The organism is Salinispora tropica CNB-440, assembly GCF_000016425.1.
Lineage (GTDB): Bacteria > Actinomycetota > Actinomycetes > Mycobacteriales > Micromonosporaceae > Micromonospora > Micromonospora tropica.
In genome coordinates this window covers 3,716,250-3,736,816 of sequence record NC_009380.1, presented here as the reverse complement: position 1 = coordinate 3,736,816, position 20,567 = coordinate 3,716,250, and the positions used below count along the sequence as shown (strand labels likewise).

19 protein-coding genes are annotated in these 20,567 nt (G+C 70.9%); 10 read left to right on the top strand and 9 right to left on the bottom strand.

The window, feature by feature from the left end:
- Positions 1-421 precede the first annotated feature (421 nt).
- The 4 genes from STROP_RS16320 to STROP_RS16305 all read left to right on the top strand — a co-directional run bounded on the left by STROP_RS16320 (position 422) and on the right by STROP_RS16305 (position 5,349).
- Entirely contained in the window at positions 422-2,044 is a 1,623-nt protein-coding gene (locus STROP_RS16320; protein ID WP_012014469.1) for a glycosyl hydrolase family 18 protein, read from the top strand.
- Between the two features lie 141 nt (positions 2,045-2,185).
- Complete coding sequence (locus STROP_RS16315; protein WP_018830565.1) at positions 2,186-2,719, top strand: hypothetical protein; 534 nt, start codon at positions 2,186-2,188, stop codon at positions 2,717-2,719.
- Positions 2,720-2,844: 125 nt separating this feature from the next.
- Complete coding sequence (locus tag STROP_RS16310; RefSeq protein ID WP_026275102.1) at positions 2,845-4,251, top strand: class II 3-deoxy-7-phosphoheptulonate synthase; 1,407 nt, start codon at positions 2,845-2,847, stop codon at positions 4,249-4,251.
- Positions 4,252-4,329: 78 nt separating this feature from the next.
- Positions 4,330-5,349, top strand: a complete 1,020-nt coding sequence (locus STROP_RS16305; RefSeq protein WP_026275101.1) for a threonine aldolase family protein — start codon at positions 4,330-4,332, stop codon at positions 5,347-5,349.
- 12 nt (positions 5,350-5,361) lie between these two features.
- On the opposite strand, the gene STROP_RS16300 is transcribed toward STROP_RS16305, so the two are convergent.
- Positions 5,362-6,225 (bottom strand): deoxyribonuclease IV, encoded by an 864-nt coding sequence (locus tag STROP_RS16300; protein ID WP_026275100.1) that lies wholly within the window; start codon positions 6,223-6,225, stop codon positions 5,362-5,364.
- Complete coding sequence (gene pknB / locus STROP_RS16295; RefSeq protein ID WP_012014464.1) at positions 6,222-8,204, bottom strand: Stk1 family PASTA domain-containing Ser/Thr kinase; 1,983 nt, start codon at positions 8,202-8,204, stop codon at positions 6,222-6,224. Before pknB ends, STROP_RS16300 begins: the two co-directional genes overlap by 4 nt.
- A 185-nt stretch (positions 8,205-8,389) precedes the next feature.
- Here pknB and STROP_RS16290 point away from each other — a divergent pair, with 185 nt between their 5' ends.
- Positions 8,390-8,770, top strand: coding sequence for an Rv2175c family DNA-binding protein (locus tag STROP_RS16290; RefSeq protein WP_012014463.1), 381 nt, complete (start codon positions 8,390-8,392; stop codon positions 8,768-8,770).
- A gap of 53 nt (positions 8,771-8,823) precedes the next feature.
- Here STROP_RS16290 and STROP_RS16285 read toward each other — a convergent pair whose 3' ends face one another.
- Positions 8,824-9,906, bottom strand: a complete 1,083-nt coding sequence (locus STROP_RS16285) for a polyprenyl synthetase family protein (RefSeq protein ID WP_012014462.1) — start codon at positions 9,904-9,906, stop codon at positions 8,824-8,826.
- Between the two features lie 181 nt (positions 9,907-10,087).
- Here STROP_RS16285 and metF point away from each other — a divergent pair, with 181 nt between their 5' ends.
- The gene (gene metF, locus STROP_RS16280; RefSeq protein ID WP_012014461.1) at positions 10,088-11,005 is read left to right on the top strand and encodes a methylenetetrahydrofolate reductase [NAD(P)H]; all 918 of its coding nucleotides are present in this window, start codon (positions 10,088-10,090) and stop codon (positions 11,003-11,005) included.
- Between the two features lie 44 nt (positions 11,006-11,049).
- Positions 11,050-11,739 (top strand): CDP-alcohol phosphatidyltransferase family protein, encoded by a 690-nt coding sequence (locus STROP_RS16275; RefSeq protein ID WP_012014460.1) that lies wholly within the window; start codon positions 11,050-11,052, stop codon positions 11,737-11,739.
- Between the two features lie 65 nt (positions 11,740-11,804).
- Here the strand turns inward: STROP_RS16275 and STROP_RS16270 are convergent, their stop codons facing one another.
- Genes STROP_RS16270 through STROP_RS16245 form a run of 6 tightly spaced genes read right to left on the bottom strand, consistent with a single transcriptional unit; the run spans position 11,805 to position 17,082 of the window.
- Positions 11,805-13,292, bottom strand: a complete 1,488-nt coding sequence (locus tag STROP_RS16270) for a phytoene desaturase family protein (protein WP_012014459.1) — start codon at positions 13,290-13,292, stop codon at positions 11,805-11,807.
- A gap of 10 nt (positions 13,293-13,302) precedes the next feature.
- Positions 13,303-14,430 (bottom strand): glycosyltransferase family 2 protein, encoded by a 1,128-nt coding sequence (locus tag STROP_RS16265; RefSeq protein WP_012014458.1) that lies wholly within the window; start codon positions 14,428-14,430, stop codon positions 13,303-13,305.
- The gene (locus STROP_RS16260; protein ID WP_012014457.1) at positions 14,427-15,266 is read right to left on the bottom strand and encodes a carotenoid biosynthesis protein; all 840 of its coding nucleotides are present in this window, start codon (positions 15,264-15,266) and stop codon (positions 14,427-14,429) included. Before STROP_RS16260 ends, STROP_RS16265 begins: the two co-directional genes overlap by 4 nt.
- Positions 15,263-15,832 carry a GNAT family N-acetyltransferase gene (locus STROP_RS16255; RefSeq protein WP_012014456.1) on the bottom strand — a complete coding sequence of 190 codons (570 nt, stop codon included), beginning with the start codon at positions 15,830-15,832 and terminating at the stop codon, positions 15,263-15,265. Before STROP_RS16255 ends, STROP_RS16260 begins: the two co-directional genes overlap by 4 nt.
- A complete protein-coding gene (locus tag STROP_RS16250; RefSeq protein WP_012014455.1) occupies positions 15,829-16,587 on the bottom strand; it encodes a hypothetical protein in 759 nt (252 codons plus the stop codon). Before STROP_RS16250 ends, STROP_RS16255 begins: the two co-directional genes overlap by 4 nt.
- A 6-nt stretch (positions 16,588-16,593) precedes the next feature.
- Entirely contained in the window at positions 16,594-17,082 is a 489-nt protein-coding gene (locus STROP_RS16245; protein ID WP_012014454.1) for a YbaK/EbsC family protein, read from the bottom strand.
- A gap of 529 nt (positions 17,083-17,611) precedes the next feature.
- Here STROP_RS16245 and STROP_RS16240 point away from each other — a divergent pair.
- From STROP_RS16240 to STROP_RS16230, 3 genes are all read left to right on the top strand, one after another.
- Positions 17,612-18,061 carry an SAV_6107 family HEPN domain-containing protein gene (locus tag STROP_RS16240; RefSeq protein WP_018830561.1) on the top strand — a complete coding sequence of 150 codons (450 nt, stop codon included), beginning with the start codon at positions 17,612-17,614 and terminating at the stop codon, positions 18,059-18,061.
- A gap of 136 nt (positions 18,062-18,197) precedes the next feature.
- Positions 18,198-18,980 (top strand): P-loop NTPase family protein, encoded by a 783-nt coding sequence (locus tag STROP_RS16235; protein WP_026275099.1) that lies wholly within the window; start codon positions 18,198-18,200, stop codon positions 18,978-18,980.
- A complete protein-coding gene (locus STROP_RS16230) occupies positions 18,977-20,551 on the top strand; it encodes a DNA polymerase Y family protein (RefSeq protein WP_012014451.1) in 1,575 nt (524 codons plus the stop codon). Before STROP_RS16235 ends, STROP_RS16230 begins: the two co-directional genes overlap by 4 nt.
- The last annotated feature ends 16 nt before the right edge of the window (positions 20,552-20,567 follow it).

The window sequence follows — 20,567 nt, the reverse complement described above, 5'->3', positions numbered from 1 at the left end:
CTGGACTTTACCAGTCACTCCACTGCGAACCAAACCGCTTCGACGTGCTGGCGAAAGAGCTTGCTGTGGGTGCGGAAGGTGGCACCCTTCCGGCGGCCGCAGCCGGAAACGGTTCGGCGGCGGGTGCCCAGGCCGGGCGGTGCCGGGCGGTATGCGGCATATGCCACAGAGGCCTGCGCTTCAGGAGGGCCTGCTTCGTGGGTGGGTGTTAATGGGTTAAAGCGGGCTTTGGTCATATATCGGATTCATGGTTTATGTGGCCTGTGTTCTGTGCGCGATTTGTGATCAACAGATGTGCAGCCGGTCCGCCGATGCTATCCACGTGTTCCGTTGCGGTGTGTGAACTTCTTGACGACTTTGTGGCCTGTGAGTAACGTTTCACAATCAACTGAAAGGTTTCCTAACTGTTGAGGAGTGTTACATGAAGAGATCACTTCGCCGGGCTCTCTGGGCCGGTGTCGTAGCCGTGCTGGCTGTCGCTACTGTGCCGATGGCCTCGGCGTACGGGGCCGGCAGTGTCACCGCCACATTCGACAAGGTGCAGGACTGGGGGGCTGGCCACGGGGCGAAGGTGACGGTCACCAATGGCTCGAATGAGTCAGTGAGTACCTGGCGGATCGAGTTCGATCTTCCTGCCGGGACCAGCATCGGTGTTTTCTGGGATGCCGACGTCACCCGAACCGGGAACCACTACGTCGCGGTCAAGAAGAGTTGGGCCGGGCCGCTCGCTCCGGGTGCCAGCTTCAGTTGGGGGTACAACGGGACCGGCCCCTACCAGGCGCCACTGAACTGCACCATCAACGGTGCTGCCTGCTCCGGTGGGTCCGCGCCGCCGACCACGTCACCCCCGACCACGTCTCCTCCGACGACTGCGCCGCCGACCACGCCGCCCCCGACGACCACGCCACCGACCACCGCACCGCCCAGTGGTGATCACAAGGTCGTTGGCTACTTCGCACAGTGGGGCGTCTACGCCCGTAACTACCACGTGAAGAACATCCACACCAGTGGCTCGGCGGCAAAGTTGACCCACATTATGTACGCGTTTGGCACCACAAGTGGTGGGCGCTGCGGGATCGGCGACAGCTACGCCGACTACGAGAAGGCGTACACCGCGGCAGACAGCGTGGATGGCGTCGCCGACACCTGGGACCAGCCGTTGCGGGGCAGCTTCAACCAGCTGCGCAAACTCAAGGCGATGTACCCGCATCTCAAGGTGATCTGGTCGTTCGGCGGCTGGACCTGGTCCGGTGGGTTCACCCAGGCGGCGCAGAACCCGGCCGCCTTCGCCGAAAGCTGTTACAACCTGGTTGAGGATTCGCGTTGGGCGGACGTCTTCGACGGCATCGACATCGACTGGGAGTACCCGAACGCCTGTGGTCTCACCTGCGACTCCAGTGGGCCGGCCGCGTTCAAGAACGTGGTGGACGCGCTGCGTTCCCGGTTCGGTCCATCGGCTCTGGTCACCGCCGCGATCACCGGCGACGCCAGCAACGGTGGCCGGATCGACGCTGCCGACTACGCGGGCGCGGCACCGAACCTTGACTGGATCATGGCAATGACCTACGACTACTTCGGCGCCTTCAGCCCGCAGGGTCCGACCGCCCCGCACTCGCCGCTCTACTCGTACGCCGGCATTCCGCAACAGGGCTTCTGGTCCGATGCAGCGATCCAGAAGCTGAAGAGTAAGGGTGTGGCGGCCGACAAGCTACTGCTCGGCATCGGCTTCTACGGCCGAGGTTGGACCGGAGTCACCCAGGCCGCGCCGGGTGGTACCGCCACCGGGGCCGCTCCCGGCACCTACGAGCCGGGCTTCGATGACTACAAGGTCCTGAAGAACACCTGTCCGGTAACCGGGACGGTCGGCGGCACGGCGTATGCCAAGTGCGGCAACAACTGGTGGAGTTACGATACCCCGTCCACCATCAACGGCAAGATGACCTACGCGAAGAACGAGGGCCTCGGTGGCGCGTTCTTCTGGGAACTCTCCGGCGATACGACCGACGGGGAGTTGATCAGCGCCATTGAGAGTGGTCTCGGTTAGCGCCAGGGCTGACACGCCCGACACGGGCGGGGGAGGGGCTGCGGATCGCTCCTTCTCCGCCCGTGTCGGTTGGGTCGGCGCTCAGGCCGATGTGACAGACTCGCCGGTCGACGGTCGGAATCCATGGCGTTCGGAGGTGGCATGCGGATGACGTACCGGAGGCTGGCGCTCGGTGTGCTCGGCGGGAGTTTGCTGGTCACCCTCCTCGGTTGTGGTGGGGACGAGCCGGCGGAGTCCGCCGAAGAGGCGCCCGCGGTCGAGAGCGCGACCAAGGCGCGGGAGCGGGTGCAGGCGTACCTTGACGCGGTGGCGGCCAAGGACGTGGCTGCTGGACGCAGCCAGTTCTGCGCCGTGATGCAGCCGGCGTTCGACGCTGTCGCCACCGGACCGAGCGGTGACTTTGCTGACCACTTTGAGGTGTCGCAGGCGCAGATCACCGAGGTCGGGCCCGGTCCGCGGGGTGAGGAGGTCAGCGCGAGGGTGTTGGTGACCACCGATGCGGATGAGGTGATCCGTCCGTTGCTGTTTACGGTTACCCGGGACGGTGCCGACTGGTGCATTGCAAGTGAGACACCCGGCAGCACGGCGCCCGCCTCGACCGGGACTCTCGAGCCGACCGAAACGCAGCCACCGCCCTCGCCCCAGAGCGAGCCCGCACCGCTCTCAGCCCCCTGATCCGGCTGCTCCGGTGGTCGGCGTTCTGCGCCAGATTCGGCTCCATGCCGGTGACGGATCTCTCATCTGTCGGAACCACCCCCTCACGGGCTTGGTGCCGGACCCGTCGCCGTAGGCTTTCTGGCATGCGCCATGAGTGGCATCAGCTGAGCCATCCCGCTGTCGGTAGTCCGGTGTTGCAGACCAGCCGGCCGACCATCGACTCCGCCGAGGATGCTGCCCTCGGTCTCGACCGGTGGCGGGACCTGCCGCGCGCCCAGACCCCGCCCTGGCCGGACGGTGCCCAGGTCGCCGAGGTCTGCAAGGTGCTGGAGAACGTCCCGTCGGTCGTCGCCCCCTACGAGGTCGACCAGTTGCGGCACCAGCTTGCAATGGTCTGTGAGGGCAAGGCGTTCCTGCTCCAAGGCGGGGACTGTGCGGAGACCTTCGCCGACAACACCGAGAGTCACCTGCTCGCCAACGCCCGTACTCTGCTGCAGATGGCGATCGTGCTCACCTACGGTGCCTCGCTGCCGGTGGTCAAGGTCGCCCGGGTGGCGGGTCAGTACACCAAGCCCCGGTCACTGCCGACTGACGCACGTGGCCTGCCGGCCTATCGGGGCGACATGATCAACTCTTTGGACGCGACGCCCGAGGCGCGGGTCGCCGACCCGCAACGCATGATCCGGGCGTACGCGAACTCCGCTGCCGCGATGAACATGCTCCGTGCCTACCTGGCGGGAGGGCTGGCGGACCTGCACGCGGTGCACGACTGGAACAAGGGCTTCGTGCGGAACTCGCCGGCCGGTGAGCGGTACGAAGCGATCGCTCGGGAGATTGACCGGGCGCTGGCCTTCATCCAGGCCTGCGGGATGACCGAGGACGAGGCGTTGCGGACCGTGACCCTCTACTGCTCCCACGAGGCGTTGGCCCTGGAGTATGACCGGGCGTTGACCCGTGTCTCCGACAGCCGAGCGTACGGGCTCTCCGGACACCTGCTCTGGGTGGGCGAGCGTACCCGGCAGCTGGACGGGGCGCATATTGACTTCATCTCCCGTATCGCGAACCCGATCGGAGTGAAGCTCGGCCCGACGACGAAGCCAGACGATGTCATCGAGCTGTGCGAGAAGCTCAACCCGAACAATATTCCGGGCCGGCTGATCCTGATCAGCCGGATGGGTAACCACCGGGTCCGTGATGTCCTGCCGGCGATCGTCGCTAAGGTCGCCGCCGCTGGTGCCAAGGTGGTGTGGCAGTGCGACCCGATGCATGGCAACACCCACGAGTCGTCCAACGGCTACAAGACCCGGCACTTCGACCGAATCGTGGACGAGGTGCTGGGCTACTTCGAGGTGCACCGCGGCCTGGAGACCCACCCCGGCGGGCTGCACGTCGAGCTGACCGGTGAAGATGTCACCGAGTGCCTCGGCGGTGCCCAGGGCATCGGTGACGTCGATCTGCCCGACCGGTACGAGACTGCCTGCGACCCGCGGCTGAACACCCAACAGTCGCTGGAATTGGCGTTCCTGGTAGCCGAGATGCTCCGTGGCTGACGCGAGGAGTGAGCTTGCGAGCCCCGCAGTCGGCGGCCGGAAGGGGAAGTGGTGGCTGACGCGAGGAGTGATGACACCGTGATCGATCTACGTTCCGACACCGTCACCCGCCCGACCGCGGGAATGCGGGAGGCGATGGCCGTCGCCGAGGTAGGCGACGACGTGTACGGCGAGGACCCGACGGTCAACGCCCTCGAAACCGAGGTTGCAGCGCTCTTCGGCCACGAGGCGGCGCTGTTCTGCCCGACCGGGACGATGGCCAACCAGATTGCCCTGCAGCTGTTGGTGCCGCCCGGCAGTGAACTGCTCTGCGACGCGGACGCGCACGTGGTGACGTACGAGATTGGCGCGGCTGCCGCGTACGGCGGCATTTCGTCGCGGACCTGGTCGGCGGTCGGCGCGGCTGTCGACCCCGGGGTGGTCGCCGGCATGATTCGGCCCGACGGTTACTGGGCGGTGCCCACCCGGGCTGTCGCCGTGGAGCAGACTCACAATCGGGGCGGCGGTGGGGTGATCCCACTGGCGGCTCTGCGTGAACTGCGCCGGGTCGCCGATGATGCCCAGGTCGCGATGCACTGCGACGGTGCGCGAATCTGGCACGCGCACATCGCCGACGATGTCCCGCTGGCCACCTACGGCATGCTCTTCGACACCCTGTCGGTCTGCCTCTCCAAGGGGCTCGGCGCGCCGGTCGGCTCGTTGGTGGTCGGCAGTGCCGACAAGATCGAACGAGCTCGGTTCATTCGCAAGCGGATGGGCGGCGGTATGCGGCAGGCCGGGATCCTCGCCGCTGCCGGTCGGTACGCCCTGGCAAACCAGGTGCAGCGGCTCGCCGAGGACCACGCGAAGGCGGCCCGGCTGGCCGAGGCGGTGGCGCCGTTCGGGGTGTTGGCGGCAGAGGTGCGTACCAACCTGGTCCCGTTGGACCTCACCAAGACACCGATGGACGCGCACACCTTCGCCGCCGTTGCCCGTGCGGAAGGCGTGCTGGTCAGTGTGCTCGGCCCGCGTACCGCCCGCCTGGTCACCCATCTAGGCGTGGATGATGCGGCGATTGGCCGCGTGGTCGACGTCCTCACCCGTGCCTTGCGTACCTGACCAGCGGGCTGGTCAGGTACGCAGTCGCTTGAGAACGGCCACGTCGGCGGCGTGGCCCACGTGCTTCTCGGTGGGGGTCTCGACCACCGTCGGTACTCCGGCGGTCGCCGGGTGGTACATCAGCTCGGCGAAGGCGGGCTCTCCGATGGCGCCCTTGCCGATGTTCTCGTGTCGGTCCCGGGTGGAGCCGCAGAGGTCCTTCGAGTCGTTGGCGTGTACCAGCCGCAGCCGGTCTGCCCCCACGGTGTTCACCAGCGTGTCGAGCGTGGCGGTCATGCCACCTTCGACGGCCAGGTCATGCCCGGCAGCCCAGGCGTGGCAGGTGTCGAAGCAAACACCGAGCCACGGATGCCGGTCAACCGCGTCCAGGTAGGGGCCGAGCTGTTCTACCCGGGCGGCGAGCGAGCGCCCGCCGCCGGCGCTCGGTTCGACCAGCAGCATGGGCCCGTTCGTGTCACCGGTGGTGTCCAGCAGGGGAAGCAGCACGTCCCGGACCTGGCGCATCGCCGTGTCGGCGTATCCGGCGTCCACCGCGCTGCCGGCGTGGAACACCACCCCCTGGGCACCGATCGCCGTCCCTCGGCGTAGCGCGTGCGCCAGCGTCAGCGCTGACCGTTCCACCGTCGCCGCCGTGGGCGAGCCGAGGTTGACCAGCAGGGACGCGTGGATGAATACCGGGACGCCGCGCTCGGCGCAGCCGGCGCGAAACAGTGCGTCCTGCGTCGGGTTGCCGGGCGGCAGTGCCCAGCCCCGCGAATTGGACACGTAGACCTGGGCGACCTCGGCACCCGTTGCATCCAGGTACGGCAGGGCGGCCTTCGCCAGCCCGCCCCCGGTCGGTGTGTGTGTGCCGACCGGCCGCATCGTCGCCATCACAGGCAGCCGAGGGTGATCTGGGTACCCGGTGGCACCTGGGAGTTTTCGCCGGGGCTCTGGAACCGGACGGTGCCGTTTCGGTTGAACTGCACCGCGACCGGGAAGGACTGCGCCTCCAACATCTGCTTGGCCTGCTGGCATGGCATGCCGATCACGCGGGGGACGACAACCTGCGGTGGGCCCTGGCTCACGTCCAGGCTGACCTCCGCACCCTTCTCCACGCCAGCACCATCGGCTGGACTTTGCCCGATGACCTCGTTCTTGGGCCTGTCGGACTCCTTCACGGTCGGCGGTTCAACGAGTACCAGGCCGAGCTGGTTCAGGATCGAACGGGCCTCGTTCAGGGGCTTGCCGACCAGGTTCGGCACCGAGATGGGCGCCCTTCCCTTACTCAGGGTTACCGTGACCTCGTGTCCGGGCTTGACTTCGGTGCCCGCCTTCGGGTCGGTGGCGACCACCATGCCCTCCGGCAGGCTGTCGTGGTAGCTGGCGGAACCCTTGGTTACCTTCAGGCCGGCGTCGGTCAGGTCGGTCGTGGCCAACTCGAACTCTTTGCCGACGACATCCGGTATCGCCAATCGCTCGGGGCCCAGCGAGAGGGTGAGGGTGATCGTGCCACCCCTGACGATGCGGGACGCGGAGAGCGGATCCTGGGAAAGGACAGCGTCCTTCGGTACCTGATCATCGTGGCGCGGCTCGGTGTAGTGGAGCACCAGACCGGCCCGCTTCGCCTGCGCTTCCGCGGCGGCCCTGTCCAGGCTGACCAACTCTGGGGCCTGCGTGTATCGGCCGACCCCGACCCACCAACCACCCACCGCGGCGATCAGCCCGAGCATCACGACGACAGCGGCCACCGCGAGCCGGCCGCGCTGTTCACCCACTATTCGACCGGATAGCGGGGCCAATCGAGACCAGGCACTCTCGTTGTTGGCCGCCCGTCGCCGGCCGCCCCGTGGGGCCTCCTCGGGTAGCCGGGCCCAGGTGGGACGCTGCGCCGGCTGCACGGCCGCGACCACCATGGTCGGCTCGCTCACCGGGGGCTTCTCGGTCACCCGGCGCAGCACCGTGGTGTGGGTGTTCGGGTTACCTAACCCCTCCCGAGCCACCTGTACCCGGGTGAGCAGCGCGTTGGCGTCGGCTGGGCGCGCGCCGGGATCGCGCCGGGTAGCGCGGATGACCAGGTCGTCGAGCGCCTTCGGCAGCCCCGGTACCAGGGTTGACGGCGGCGGTACGTCCTGTCGCACATGCTGCCAGGCCACCTCGACCGGGCGATTGCCGTCGTACGGCACCCGGCCGGTGAGCATCTCGAACAGCACGATGCCCGCCGAGTAGACATCGGTGCGTGGGTCGGCGTGCCCGTCGGTCACCAACTCCGGTGCGACATAGGCGGCCGTGGCCATCAGCTGGTTGGCCTGCGCGTCGTCGGCGCTCGCCTCCACCGCCTGGGCCAATCCGAAATCAGCGACCTTCACCACGCTGTCGACCAGGTTGGCTGCACCCCCGGTCGGTGCCTCGGCGACCAGCACGTTCTCCGGTTTGACATCCCGGTGGACGAGCCCGGCCCGATGTGCTGCGGCGATCGCGGCGAGCATCTGTTCGGTGATCGCGAGGGCCTCGTCGGGGTTGAGCCGGTGCCGTTCGGTGAGCACGTCGCGCAGCGTGCGACCGCGTACGTACTCCATGACCAGGTATGGCCGGTCGGCGTGGATGCCCTGGTCGTAGACCGCGACGACGTTGGGGTGAGTCAGGCGAGCGATGGTCTTCGCCTCGTCGGCGAAACGTTCCACGAAGCCCGCTGTCTGCCCCTGGGCCTCCGGACCCGATGCGGGATGGATGATCTTAACAGCGACGATTCGATCGAGGCGTTCGTCGGTCGCGGTGTACACAGTCGCCACGCCACCCCGGGCGACCCGACTGCGGACGCGGTAGCGCCCGTCGATCAGTGAGCCCAGCAACGTGTCGGCGACCTGTGTGTCCATTGGCAGGAAGTCTATGTGTCCAGGGGTAGGTGGTTGGACACCGATGCTACAGGCCGGCAGCGACGTTCTGAATCCGGCGACCCAACGGATGGCCGTTTTCGCAGCTCCGGTTGGCGCACGACGGCCCTGATCCGGTGTCGTGGGGGCCCTCGCCCGATGCCGGGGCGGCGTGGCAGGGTGGTTGGGTGACCGACTCCGTTCCCGCTGGCGAGACCGCCGCGAGCCCTGCCGCCGAACCGGCTGAGTGGCTGACCCTGCCTGCTGTCGCCGAGCGCCTTGACCTGACGATCAGCAAGGTCCACCAGATGATCCGGGACCGGGAGCTGATCGCGGTTCGCCGAGACGGTGCCCGGCGGGTGCCGGCGGACCTGGTGGCGACCCGAGGGGTGCTCAAGCACCTACCCGGGGTGCTGAATCTCCTCACTGACGCCGGTTACGACGATGACGAGATTCTGCGCTGGTTGTATCAGCCCGACGGCACCCTGCCCGGCGGCAGCGCCGCCGTGGCACTGGCCGGCGATCAAGCCCGCGAGGTAAAACGTCGCGCCCAAGCCCTCGGCTTCTGACCTCGGCGGTCCTTTCGCCCCGTCCGGTCGAGGTCTGGCCGGATGAGGCGGGGTCAGGCAGGGCGGCGGGTGGCAGCGATGGCGAGGTCGGCCAGGGCCTGGTGCGCCTCGGTGTCGAGGTCAACGGTGGACAGCGCGGCGAGTGCGGTGTCGGTGAGCTCCCGGATCCGCTGCTCGGCGCGGTCGAGTGCGCCGCTGGTCCCGATCAGTTCCCGCAGCCGGGCCACCCCCGCGTCGTCGAGGCCGGCGTCACCGAGACCGTCGAGCAGCACCTCCCGACCGGCGTTGCCGACCGTCTCCAACGCCGCCGCCACCAGGTACGTCCGCTTCCCCTCGCGGAGGTCGTCGCCGGCCGGTTTGCCGGTCTGTGCGGGGTCACCAAAGATTCCGAGCACATCGTCGCGCAGCTGGAATGCCTCACCCAGCGGCAGCCCGTACGCCGAGTACGCCGCGTGGATCTCCGGTGTGGCATCGGCCAGTGCGGCGCCGAGTAGCAGTGGGCGTTCGACGGTGTACTTCGCCGACTTGTAGCGGGCGACCTTCCCGGCCCGCTCGACCGACGTGTCCCCGGTGGCCTGGGTCAGTACGTCGAGGTACTGGCCCACGGTGACCTCGGTCCGCATCTGGTCGAAGATCGGCCGTGCCCGGGCGACGGTGTGCGGGTCCAGCCCGGCGGAGTGCAGCAGCTCGTCCGACCAGACGAGGCACAGGTCGCCCAGGAGAATGGCCGCCGCGTCACCGAATCCGGCCGCGTCTCCATCCCAGCCCGCCGACCGGTGCCGGGCGGTGAAGCGCAGGTGCACCGCCGGCTCCCCCCGCCGGGTGTCCGAACGATCGATCAGGTCGTCGTGAATCAGCGCGCTGGCCTGCACGAACTCCAACGCGGCCAGGGCGGTCGCCACCTGTTCGGTGTCGATCCCACCGGCGCCCCGGTAGCCCCAGTAGGCGAAGGCGGGCCGTAGCCGCTTGCCGCCGCCGAGGACGAATGCCTCGACCGCGTCGGCCAACGGGGCGAGGGAGGCGTCAACGTCGGTCATCCAGGCGCGTCGGGTCACCAGGAAGTCGGCCAGTGCCTTGTCGACGCGTTGCCGAAGCCCGGCACGATCCACCGGGGAGACAGGAGCAGCGTAGGTCACGCCCTGACGCTAGCCGGTCGCGGCGGCCGGCGACGCACCGGCGGCCCGGCGACGCGCCGTGCTCTGCCGCGCGGTGTCGGCTGTGCCGTGTTGCGTGGGGTTGGCCCGTGCGGTGCCCCTTGTCACCGTTTCCGCGGAGGAAGGTCTAGGGATAGCGGCCGTGCGCCGCTAGAGTCATGGCGTGGCGCTTGGTCTTCCATCGATTCTCCCCAACCCGCAGTCGGCGATCGGGGAGCTGATCCGCGACCGCCGGCCGACCTTCTCCTTCGAGTTCATGCCGCCGAAGACAGCGCAGGGCGAGCGGTTGCTCTGGCAGGCCATTCGAGAACTGGAGTCGCTGCGTCCGTCGTTCGTCTCGATCACCTACGGCGCCGGTGGCTCGACCCGGGACACAACCGTGGCGGTGACCGAACGGATCGCCACCGAGACCACGCTGCTGCCGATGGCGCACCTGACAGCGGTCAACCACTCGGTGGCCGAGCTGCGTCACGTGATCGGGCGGCTGGCCGCTGCGGGCGTGCGCAACGTGCTCGCCGTGCGCGGCGATCCGCCCGGCGACCCCACCGGCGAGTGGATCCCGCACCCGGACGGCGTGGACTACGCGGAGGACCTGGTCCGCCTGGTCCGCGACGCAGGTGACTTCAGCGTTGGCGTTGCCGCCTTCCCGTACAAGCACCCCCGTTCGCCCGACATCGATTCCGACACGGCGTACTTCGTCCGCAAGTGCCGGGCCGGAGCCGAGTTCGCGGTCACCCAGATGTTCTTCGACGCCGACGAGTACCTTCGGCTGCGGGACCGGGTGGTCGCGGCGGGCTGTGACACGCCGATCATTCCGGGTGTGATGCCGGTAACGAAGATCAGCACCATCGAGCGGTCGGAGCAGCTTTCCGGCGCGCCCTTCCCGCCGGCCCTGGCCGCGCGCTTCGAGCGGGTCGCGGACGACCCGGAGGCGGTCCGTCAGCTCGGTGTGGAGCAGGCCAGCGAGATGTGCCAGCGGCTGCTGGACGAAGGTGTTCCCGGCATCCACTTCATCACCTTCAACCGGTCCACCGCGACTCGGGAGATCTGGCGGAATCTGCGAGTCAGCAACCCCGCGTGACCAGACGCGCCACGACACCGCGCGATCGGTGCGACGGTTGATCTGTGGTGGGCAGACAGTTGAACTGGGACCAGTACGCCTCGGCCTGGGCGCGCCTGCATGGTGGGTTCGATCCGCGCTCTGCGGCCCCGCCCGTCCGGGCCTGGCTGCGCCTCGCGTACCACGGGGGCTACGTGCTGGGCCGGCTGCGGGTCACCCCGACCGCGGTGACCGTCGTCGGGGTGCTGCTCTGCTTCGGCGTGCCGCTGGTTGCGATACGCCCGCAGGACGGGCCCTTCCTCGGCGCGTTGCTGGTCCTGCTCGCCTCGGTGGCGGACAGCCTCGACGGCGCGGTCGCGGTGGCGAGCAACCGCACCACCCGGCTCGGGTACGTCTACGACTCGGTGGCTGACCGGCTCGGTGAGGCGGCCTGGCTGGTCGCGTTCTGGCTGCTCGGCGCGCCCGGCGCGCTGGTGGCCGCCGGTGGTGCGCTCTCCTGGCTGCACGAGTACGTGCGTGCCCGGGCGACCTCTGCCGGAATGCGAGAGATCGGTGCGGTGACCGTGGGGGAGCGGCCAACCCGGGTCGTGGTGGCCCTCGTCGGCCTGTTGCTGGCCGGGCTGACGGGGCTGATCGAGCCTGACCTGGCCGCGGGCACCATCACCATGGCGAGCGCGGTCTGGGCGTTGCTGGCCGGCTTCGGCCTTGGGCAGCTACTGGCCGCGGTTCGGGGCGCACTGATCAACGCCAGCTGACGCTCCCGGCCCACCGGAGGCGCACGGGAATCGCGACACCGCGGGCGGGCGTCGGCGGACCGGGCCTACCAGGCGGGGCCGATGGAGTCGGCGACGATCTGGGCGGAGAGGGCGACCATCGGCAGCCCCCCGCCCGGGTGGCAGGAGCCACCGACCAGCCACAGCCCCTGGACCGGCCCTCGGTTCGGCGGGCGAAGCAGGCCACCCGTGGTGCCGTAGATCGCTCCGCCCGGTGTGCCCGTCGCAGTGCCCAGGTCGGCCGGCGTACGGATCTCCCGGAACAGCAGCCGGTCCCGTACGTCCACCCCCCGCGCGGCCAGCACGTCCAGGATCCGGTCCGCGTACGCCTCGGCGAGGCCGGGGCGTCGCCAGTCGACAGCACCGGCGGCGGTGCCCTGCCGGGCGGCGTTGACCAGTACGAACCACGCCTCGTGCCCGGCCGGGCGGACCGTCTCGTCGGCGGCCACGGTGACGAAGACCGTCGGGTCCGGGGCTGGGCGTGCCCGGACTCCCCGCCCGGGTGCCCCGAAGACCGCATCGAATTCGTCGTCGTAGGCGTCGGGGAAGAAGACGGTGTGGTGGGCCAACCCGGAGTCCCCACGTACGCCGAGCAGCAGTACGAAGCCGGCGAGGCTGCGGTCGGTCAGCGCGGCCAGCCGTCGCGGGGTGGGCAGCAGGTCCCGGTAGAGGGTGAGCGCGTCAACGTTGGACACCACCACATCGGCCGGCACGGGGGCGCTCGCGCCGGCGAGGCGTACGCCGTGCACCCGTCCACCCGCCGCGTCGATCCGGGTGACCCGTACGCCGGTCCGTACCACCACCCCGAGATCCAGGCAGCGGGTCAGCAGGGCGTCGGCCAGGGTGCTCAGGCCGCCGCGTAGGTACCAGCCGCCGAAGGTCAGCTCGGCGTACGGGACGGCGACGAGGGCCGCCGGCGCCCGACGTGGGTCAGTTCCGGCGTACGTCGCGTACCGGTCGAGCAGCATCCGTAGCCGGGGGTCGGACAGGTGGGCGCGGCCCAGTCCCCGTAGCGTACGGCCCGGTCCGATAGCGGCCAGGTCACCCAGCCGCCAGGCCAGCATCGCCAGGTCCCGGGGCGAGTCGATCCGGCGGCGCAGGACATCCCGTTCGGAGGCCGTCCAGACCCGCTCGGCCTGTCGCCAGAGGCGCCGCCACTGGGCCGCGGCCCGCTCGCCGAAGGCCGCGGCGATGCGGGCGGCGAACTCGTCGGAGTCGGCGCACGAGTCGAGCGTTGGCCCACCCGGAGGGAAGACGTGCCGCACGATCGGGTCGAGCGGGACCGGGTCCAGGTATTCGTCGAGCTTCGCCCCGGTGGTCTCGAACAGGTCGTGGAACACCTGGGGCAGGGTCAGCAGGCTGGGCCCGGTGTCGAAGTGGAAGGGGCCGGCGGGCGTGTCGTGTACGTACCGGCCGAGCTTGCCGCCCACCGTGTCACTCTGCTCGAGGAGGGTGACATGGTGCCCGGTGGTGGCCAGCCGGGCGGCGGTGGCCAGGCCACCCACCCCGGCGCCGACGATCACGATCCGCGCCATGGTGTGCCTCCTAGACGACCGGACGGCCCCGCCAACTCAGGCGCCGTCGCTTCCGCAGATGGTACGACCGTAGGGTCAGCCAACCGAGGACCGCTACCGACGCGGGATGCCCCAACGCGTCTGGCCACCACCGGCCGCTGGTCGCCCGGGCGCTGACCACTCGCCCGGCGACCCCGAGCAGGTATGCCGCAGCGGCGACGGCGGCTGCCCCTGGCGCGCCGCCGACCAGCGCGGCCACGGCGACCAGCGCGGGGACGGTGTAGAGCAGCAGCAGCAGCGCGACCACCGTGGCTGCCGCCGAGGGATGACCGAACGAGGCCCACAGCGACTTCGAGTAGCCGTCGCGTAGCTGCGGCCAGTCGTCGTACATCCGGCAGGTGGCCAGCTGCGAGCCGTCTGCGAGGGCGACCTGGCCGCCGGACCGTTTGACCGCCCGGGCCAACTCGACATCCTCCAGAACCCGGTCGGACACCGCTGCGTGTCCACCGGCGGCGTTGTACCCGACCCGGTCCACGACCAGGAACTGCCCACCGGCCGCGGCCAGGGACGGCCGGGCCGACCGTTCCATCGCGGGCAGTGGCAGGAACGTCAGCCACAACCACTGCAACAGCGGCTGAACCAGCCGGTCGGCCACCGTCGTGACCAGGATTCGGGGGTACGGCGACAGCAGCGTCACCCGCGCGGCGCGTAGCTCGCCGACCGCCGCGGCCACGGCGTGCGGGGCGAGCACCACGTCGGCGTCGACGAAGACCAGCACGGTGGCGGCCGGATCGGCCCGGGTGGCGAGCTGCCAGCAGGCGTGCGGCTTGCCCAGCCAACCGGGCGGTGGAGCGCCGCCGTCGAGCAGGGTGACCCGGGAGTCGTCGCCGGCGACCGTGCGGACGACCTCGCGGGTGCCGTCGGTTGACCCGTCGTCGAGCACCACGATCTGTAGCTCTGGTACGTCGCGCTGGGCCAGCAGCGCGCGCAGGCATGGGGTGACTCGGGCAGCCTCGTCGCGCAGCGGCAGCAGCACCGCCACCGGTTCGGTCACCGTTGCCGGCGTCCCGGCCGGGCGGCGCAGCCAACGGCCGGCGTTGACCAGGGTGTGCGCGGTCAGCGCGGCCACGCCGGCCAGCACCGCCAGCAACAGGATCATGCCGGTGCCCCACTTCGTCGGGGGCCGGCGGTGAGACGTCGGGGCAGCAGTGTCACTGCCAACGGCACAGCGGTCAGCGCCATAACCGCCGCGCCCCACCCGGCCGAGGCAGGCAGGCCGAGGAAGACGGCGTGGGCCAGCACACTGGAGCCGTACGTCCACAGGTAGAGCGCGAACATCGGAGTGTCGCGGCTGTCAGTGGTGGCCACGGCGGCGCCAGCCAGTGGACGCAGGGCGGCCATCATCAGCACCGCGAAGAGCAGCCAGCCCAGGTAGTTGCTGATGGGGATGCCGGGCAGGCCGGGCAGCGCGGGGGTGGCGGTCCGCCAGGCCCAGTGCCCCTCGGTGACCATCTGCGGGTCGAGGAAGAGATCCCAGGCGGCGAGTCCGACCGCCGCCAGCGCGATTCGGCGGGCAGCCGGCCCGATGCCCCCGGTCGGCCCACCACCGGTGAGGCGGACCGCGGTCAGCCAGGCGGGCCAGGCCATCCAGGTCCAGGCGAGTGGGATGATCAGCGGTACTCCGGCCAGCTTCGGCCCGAGCTGCCCCGAGTAGTCGTAGCTGCCGAACGGGAACCCGGTGGCCACTCCGAGCGCCTCGATGGCGAAGCCGCCGCCGGTGGCCGCGGCGAGCAACGCCGCCGCTGTCCGGGGACCGCGGCTGAGCAGCGCGTGGCCGACCGAGAGTAGGTAGCCGAGCAGGACTGTGGCGACGGTCAGCCGGGCCCGGGTCTGCCCCGTGGTCAGGGGGTAGCAGATCTGCGCCAGCACCAGCACGGCCAACAGCGCCCAGACGGTCTGGCGGGTACGCCTCGGCAGGGCGGTGGGCCGAGTCATGTGGGGGCTCTTCCGGAGGCGGCGGGTGGAGGGAGCGGCAGGTCTCGGCCAAGCACCCCGAACGGCCGTTCGTCACCGGGGAAGCGGAAGTCGCGTAGGACGTCCATGAAGCCGAAGCGTCGGTACAGCCGCCAGGCCCGGGACTGCTGCTCGTCTGCCTCCGGGGTGGACAACAGGGTGGTGCTCCCCTCTGCTATCCCGAGCAGGGCGCGCAGCTGGCCGGCGCCCAGCCCGTGCCCCTGTGCGGGCGGTCGGACGTGCAACTCGACCACCTCGAAGCAGCTGGCCAGCCAGCGACGGCGGGTGGCTGGGTCCAGCATCCGTCCCACCTGGTCGTGCCACCACTGGCCGGGCGTCCCGAGGTATCCGTAGCCGAATCCGGCCAGGTGGCCTTCGGAGGTGAGGCTGGCGACGGCGCGGAAGCCGGGTCGGCGGACGTGGGTGGCGATGTAGCCGCGCCGTGCCTTGAGTAGATCGGCGCGGTACCCCATCGCCTCGCCGTAGACGGCCACCACGTCGTCCAGCCGCCGAACGAGGTCGTCCGGTGTCCACCGCACCAGCCTCATGCCGTCCCCACCTTCGTTCCGCCGTCCGTGGTCCAGCCCAGCACCGTCCGGTCACCGATCACGTCGCGCACCTCGAACCGGGCGAAGAGCTCCTCCGCGTACCACCCCTCGGTGGGGGTTCGCGTGATCGCGGCACGATGCTCGGGGTGACGGTACGCGAATGCGACCAGCTCCGCCGGGGTGCGCCACACGCTGACCGTGCCCTGCCAACCCAGCGGCGCCTCACCGACGCCGAAGCGGGCGAGCAGGCCGGGTGCGGTGTGCAGCGCGTGGGCCACGGGGGGTACCGCCCGCCAGAAGGTGACCGCCCGGGTGGGACGGAGCCGGGCCCGGGTCAGTGCCAGCACCGGGCCGCTGGACCGCCCGCCAGGTGGGTCACCGAACGGCCGCCGGCCGGACCACTCGCCCCGGCTGGTGAGCGGGCGTAGGTCGATTCGGACGGTGGCACGGGCAATGCGTGCCCAGGCCCGTCCCACCGGGGAGTCGGCGAAGCCGGTGGCCGCGGTCGGGGAGTCCCACACGGTCAGCGCTGCCCACCGGGTCAGGTCCGCGTCGCGGGGACCGAAGCCGGTGCCGGTCCCGGTGCCGAGCAGTTTGGCGAAGCGGACGCCGGGCAGCGCGCGTAGCCGGCGCGGGTCGCGTGCCATCCGGGTAAGCGCCCGGGGCAGCCCGGCTCGGCTGGTCCGCCACACATGCAGGGTGACCAACTCGGGGACCGGTGCGCGGCGGTTGACCGGGCGTGGCTCGTTCGACAAGTCCGCTCACGCCACCTTGGCCGGTGTGCCGCCGGTTACCCGCAGCAGCTCCGGATAGGTGGTGGAGAAGACCGCGCGGGGTACGCCGCCAGCGGCCCAGATCTCGTCGTACCTGTCGAGGGTGGTGTCCACCAGGGTGCGCAGCGGTCGCGGGTGGCCGACCGGGGCGACCCCACCGATGACCTGTCCGGTGTGTTCGCGGACGACGTCCGGCGTGGCCCGCCGAAGTCGAGTGACGCCGATCGCTGCGGCGAGGGCGACGGTGTCCACCCGGTGCGCCCCGGAGGTCAGCACCAGCAGCGGCCCGTCGGCTGTCTCGAAGACCAGGGAGTTGGCGATCTGCCCGACCTCGACACCGAGGGCGGCGGCGGCTGCCGCGGCGGTGTGGACCGCGTCGGGCAACAGGCGAACGAGGCTGGGTGCGCCAGAGCCGTCGAGTGCGCCAACGCTGTCCAGGGCCTCCTGCGTCGCCCGTACTTTCGGGTGTGGGTGCATCCGGCCATTCTTCCCGGTGCGCCCCGGGCGATTTCGTTGGCCACGCCAGCGGTGGCGGTCGGTGGGCGGCGCGGCGGTATGCGGCCCGCCCGACGTGCGGCGACGCGCGGCACACGTTGTGTCTTTGTCGGTGGGAGGGTGTACTGTCAGCAGTGGTTAGAACGAGTGTTCGATTAGGCGAGGGTTTGTCTACTCGAGCGTTGGTGCTGGAGCGTTGATGCTTCGCATGCTCGTTCCGACAGCCGGAGCGGTGTTTCGCGGCGCTGCTCCGGGCGGGTGCGGCACCGCGGGCCGCGCCCAGGGTCGTGGGCAGTCGCGAGCCCTGGCCCGTCAGGCGGGAGCGTCGCCCGCCGCCCTCGACCCCCGGCGGCGGGCGACGAACCTGCCGGTCATGCCGGCCGGGTGTGGTGTGGGGAAGCGTCCATGCCCGGCCGGCCCCGCCGGTGCGTCTTCCTCCGCACCACTGACCCGGCGGTCCGCCGGCGGATCAGTTCCGTCGGTGGTGCCTCGGCCCTGGAGGAGACAGAGCATGCCGATCAAGTCAGCCCCGGCGCCGACGGTGCCGGCCCACGTGCTGCCGCAGCGCACCCCTGTCCAACTCCTCACGGTGGCCCGCCGTGGGCTTGCCGAAGCTGCCGGTACCGGCCCCGACGGTCTCCGCTACGCGGCGGCCCACCTGGCTGCTCTGCGGGCCGCCGCGGCGCTGCTCGCCGCCCGTGCTCGCCCCGTGCCGGCCCGGCGTAGCCGGGTTACCAGTGTCTGGGTCCTGCTCTCCGGTGTCGCCCCCGAACTCGGCGAGTGGGCCCGGTTCTTCGCCCTGGCCGCCGGTAAGCGTGTCGCTGCCGAGGCCGGTATCCCGCGGGTCGTCACTTCCCGGGAGGCCGACGACCTGCTGCGTGCCGCCGAGGAGTTCGTGTTGGTGGTGGAGGCCGCGCTCGGTGTGGCGCGGGCGCCGGCCCCTGGTGGTCTGGCGGCCTGAGTCGCGGCGACGCCGATTGGCGTTGATCGCAGCAGGGGAATTTTTATAACATGTCCGTTTTGTGAGTTCTTTAGCTATTTGTATTGCGCTGTTCTGTCAGCACAACAGCACAACAGCACGACAGGGGGTAGGTCCGATGGCGGGCCGTATGGTGGTCGGTTCTGCCGCGTTGGCGGGTCTGGTGCGCCCGGCGAGTGCGCCGGACCCGGCCGGGGGGCACCGGGTGCTGCCGGTTACCCCCGAGCTGACCGGCCTGCTGCCCAGCCGGGGGCTACGCCGCGGCAGCACGATTTCGGTCGCCGCTGGCCAGCCCCGGCACAGCGGCACCACCTCGCTGACCCTGGCGCTGCTCGCCGAGGCGTCTCAGGCCGGCTCGTGGTGTGCCGTGGTTGGGGTGCCGACCCTCGGGGCGGTCGCCGCTGCCGAGTTCGGGATCGCCCTGGACCGGCTCGCCCTCGTGCCGCACCCGGGACCCGAGTGGGCCACCGTCGTCGCCACGTTGATCGACGGGGTGGACGTCGTGGTCGCCGCAGTCCCGGCCACGGTGTCCGCATCGGTCGCCAGTCGGCTGGCGGCTCGGGCCCGGCAGCGGGGCAGCGTCCTCGTCTCGTACGGACGGTGGGACGGCGCCGACCTGACCCTTCAGGTAACCCGGGGAGTCTGGCAGGGCGTCGGTGTCGGCCGGGGCCGACTGCGGCGGCGGGAGGTCACCGTGGCGGCGCGGGGACGGGGCACCGCCACCCGTCCCCGGGAGGTGACGATCTGGCTGCCCGGTGCTGGTTCGACCCAGGTGGTTTCGGGGTCGAACCCCGGCGCCCGGGCAGCTTCGCCCACTGGTCGGTCCGGTGCCGGCCGACTCCGAGCGGTGCCACCGGCCACCGACGCACCCCGGCCGTTCACCCTGGCCGGTCCGGGATGACCGCGCTCCGCACGATGGTGCTCTGGTGCCCGGACTGGCCGGTGGTCGCCGCTGAGCTGGTGGAGGGAGTGCCCGCCACCGACCCGGTCGCGGTACTGCACGCCAACCGGGTGGTCGCCTGCTCCGAGCAGGCCCGGGCTGGGGGAGTGCGCCGAGGACTACGGCGGCGGGAGGCGCAGAGTCGATGCCCCCGACTCACCGTCGTCGCCCACGATCCCGCCCGGGACGCCCGGGCGTTCGAGCCGGTGGTGGCCGCAGTCGAGGAGTTGGTGGCCGGGGTGGCGGTGGTCCGTCCCGGGATGTGCGCGGTACCGGCCCGAGGCCCGGCCCGCCACCTCGGTGGTGAGGAGGTTGCGGCGGAGCGGATCATCGAGCACGTCGCCCAGGCCTGCGCGGTGGAGAGCCAGGTCGGCATCGCTGACGGGGAGTTCGCCGCCGGACTGGCCGCCCGCACCGGCCAGGCGGTCCCCCCGGGCGGAACACCGCAGTTCCTCGCCGACCAGCCGGTCGAGGCGCTCGGTCGACCGGCCCTGGCCGACCTGCTGCGTCGGCTCGGAATGTGCACCCTCGGCGACTTCGCCACGTTGTCCCCCGGCGACGTATTGGCCCGATTCGGCGCCGACGGTGCGCTGGCCCACCGGCTGGCCATGGGCCGGGACCACCGCCCGCTCGCGGTTCGGCGGCCTCCGGTGGACCTGACCGTCACCGCGGACCAGGACGAACCGCTCGACCGGGTTGATGCGGCGGCCTTCGTCGCCCGCGCGTTGGCCGAGCGGCTGCACGACCGACTCGCCGCGTACGGGCTGGCCTGCACCCGCCTCGGTATTGAGGCGGTGACCGCGCACGGCCAGGAACTGCACCGGACCTGGCGGCACGACGGCCTGCTCACCGCCGCCGCCATCGCCGACCGGACGCGGTGGCAGCTCGACGGGTGGCTCTCCGGCGGCCGGTCGGGTGCCGAACCGGTGCGGCCCACCGCCGGCATCGTGCGGCTACGGCTGGTGCCCGACGGGGTGGTCGCGCTGGGGGCCCTACAGCCCGGCCTGTGGGGGGAGACCGGGGAGGAGCGGGACCGGGCCCACCGGGCGTTGAGCCGGATCCAGGGTCTCCTCGGCCCCGAGGCGGTGGTTACCGCGGTGCTCGGCGGCGGGCGCTCCCCGGCCGACCAGGCGCGCCTGGTGCCGTGGGGCGACGAACGCCTGTCGGCCCGCCCCGGCTCTCCCACGTCGGGCCAGCCGGGGGAGCCGCCGTGGCCAGGCCGGCTTCCACCGCCGGCGCCAGCGGTGGTGCTCCCCGAGCCACTGGTGGCCACCGTGCACGACGCCGTCGAGGAGCCCGTCGTGGTCAGCGCACGCCTGGCGGTGAGTGCGGCGCCGGCGTGGCTCACCATCGGGGCTGGCCGGCCTGTGGCGATTACCGGATGGACTGGTCCGTGGCCGGTTGACGAGCGGTGGTGGGATCCGGCGGAAGCCCGGCGGCGGGCCCGGTTCCAGGTCTGCCTCGCCGACGGTGTCGCCCTGCTGCTCGCGGTCGAGGGTGGCCGGTGGCTGGTGGAGGCGAGCTATGACTGATCCCCGCGGCGCAGGC

What these genes read in the sequence shown, in the direction of transcription:
- STROP_RS16320 (WP_012014469.1), top strand. Translation starts at nt 422, where the DNA reads ATGAAGAGATCACTTCGCCGGGCTCTCTGGGCCGGTGTCGTAGCCGTG.
- STROP_RS16315 (WP_018830565.1), top strand. Translation starts at nt 2,186, where the DNA reads ATGCGGATGACGTACCGGAGGCTGGCGCTCGGTGTGCTCGGCGGGAGT.
- STROP_RS16310 (WP_026275102.1), top strand. Translation starts at nt 2,845, where the DNA reads ATGCGCCATGAGTGGCATCAGCTGAGCCATCCCGCTGTCGGTAGTCCG.
- pknB (WP_012014464.1), bottom strand. Translation starts at nt 8,204, where the DNA reads ATGGACACACAGGTCGCCGACACGTTGCTGGGCTCACTGATCGACGGG.
- STROP_RS16270 (WP_012014459.1), bottom strand. Translation starts at nt 13,292, where the DNA reads ATGGCGCGGATCGTGATCGTCGGCGCCGGGGTGGGTGGCCTGGCCACC.
- STROP_RS16265 (WP_012014458.1), bottom strand. Translation starts at nt 14,430, where the DNA reads ATGATCCTGTTGCTGGCGGTGCTGGCCGGCGTGGCCGCGCTGACCGCG.
- STROP_RS16260 (WP_012014457.1), bottom strand. Translation starts at nt 15,266, where the DNA reads ATGACTCGGCCCACCGCCCTGCCGAGGCGTACCCGCCAGACCGTCTGG.
- STROP_RS16255 (WP_012014456.1), bottom strand. Translation starts at nt 15,832, where the DNA reads ATGAGGCTGGTGCGGTGGACACCGGACGACCTCGTTCGGCGGCTGGAC.
- STROP_RS16245 (WP_012014454.1), bottom strand. Translation starts at nt 17,082, where the DNA reads ATGCACCCACACCCGAAAGTACGGGCGACGCAGGAGGCCCTGGACAGC.
- STROP_RS16240 (WP_018830561.1), top strand. Translation starts at nt 17,612, where the DNA reads ATGCCGATCAAGTCAGCCCCGGCGCCGACGGTGCCGGCCCACGTGCTG.
- STROP_RS16235 (WP_026275099.1), top strand. Translation starts at nt 18,198, where the DNA reads ATGGCGGGCCGTATGGTGGTCGGTTCTGCCGCGTTGGCGGGTCTGGTG.
- STROP_RS16230 (WP_012014451.1), top strand. Translation starts at nt 18,977, where the DNA reads ATGACCGCGCTCCGCACGATGGTGCTCTGGTGCCCGGACTGGCCGGTG.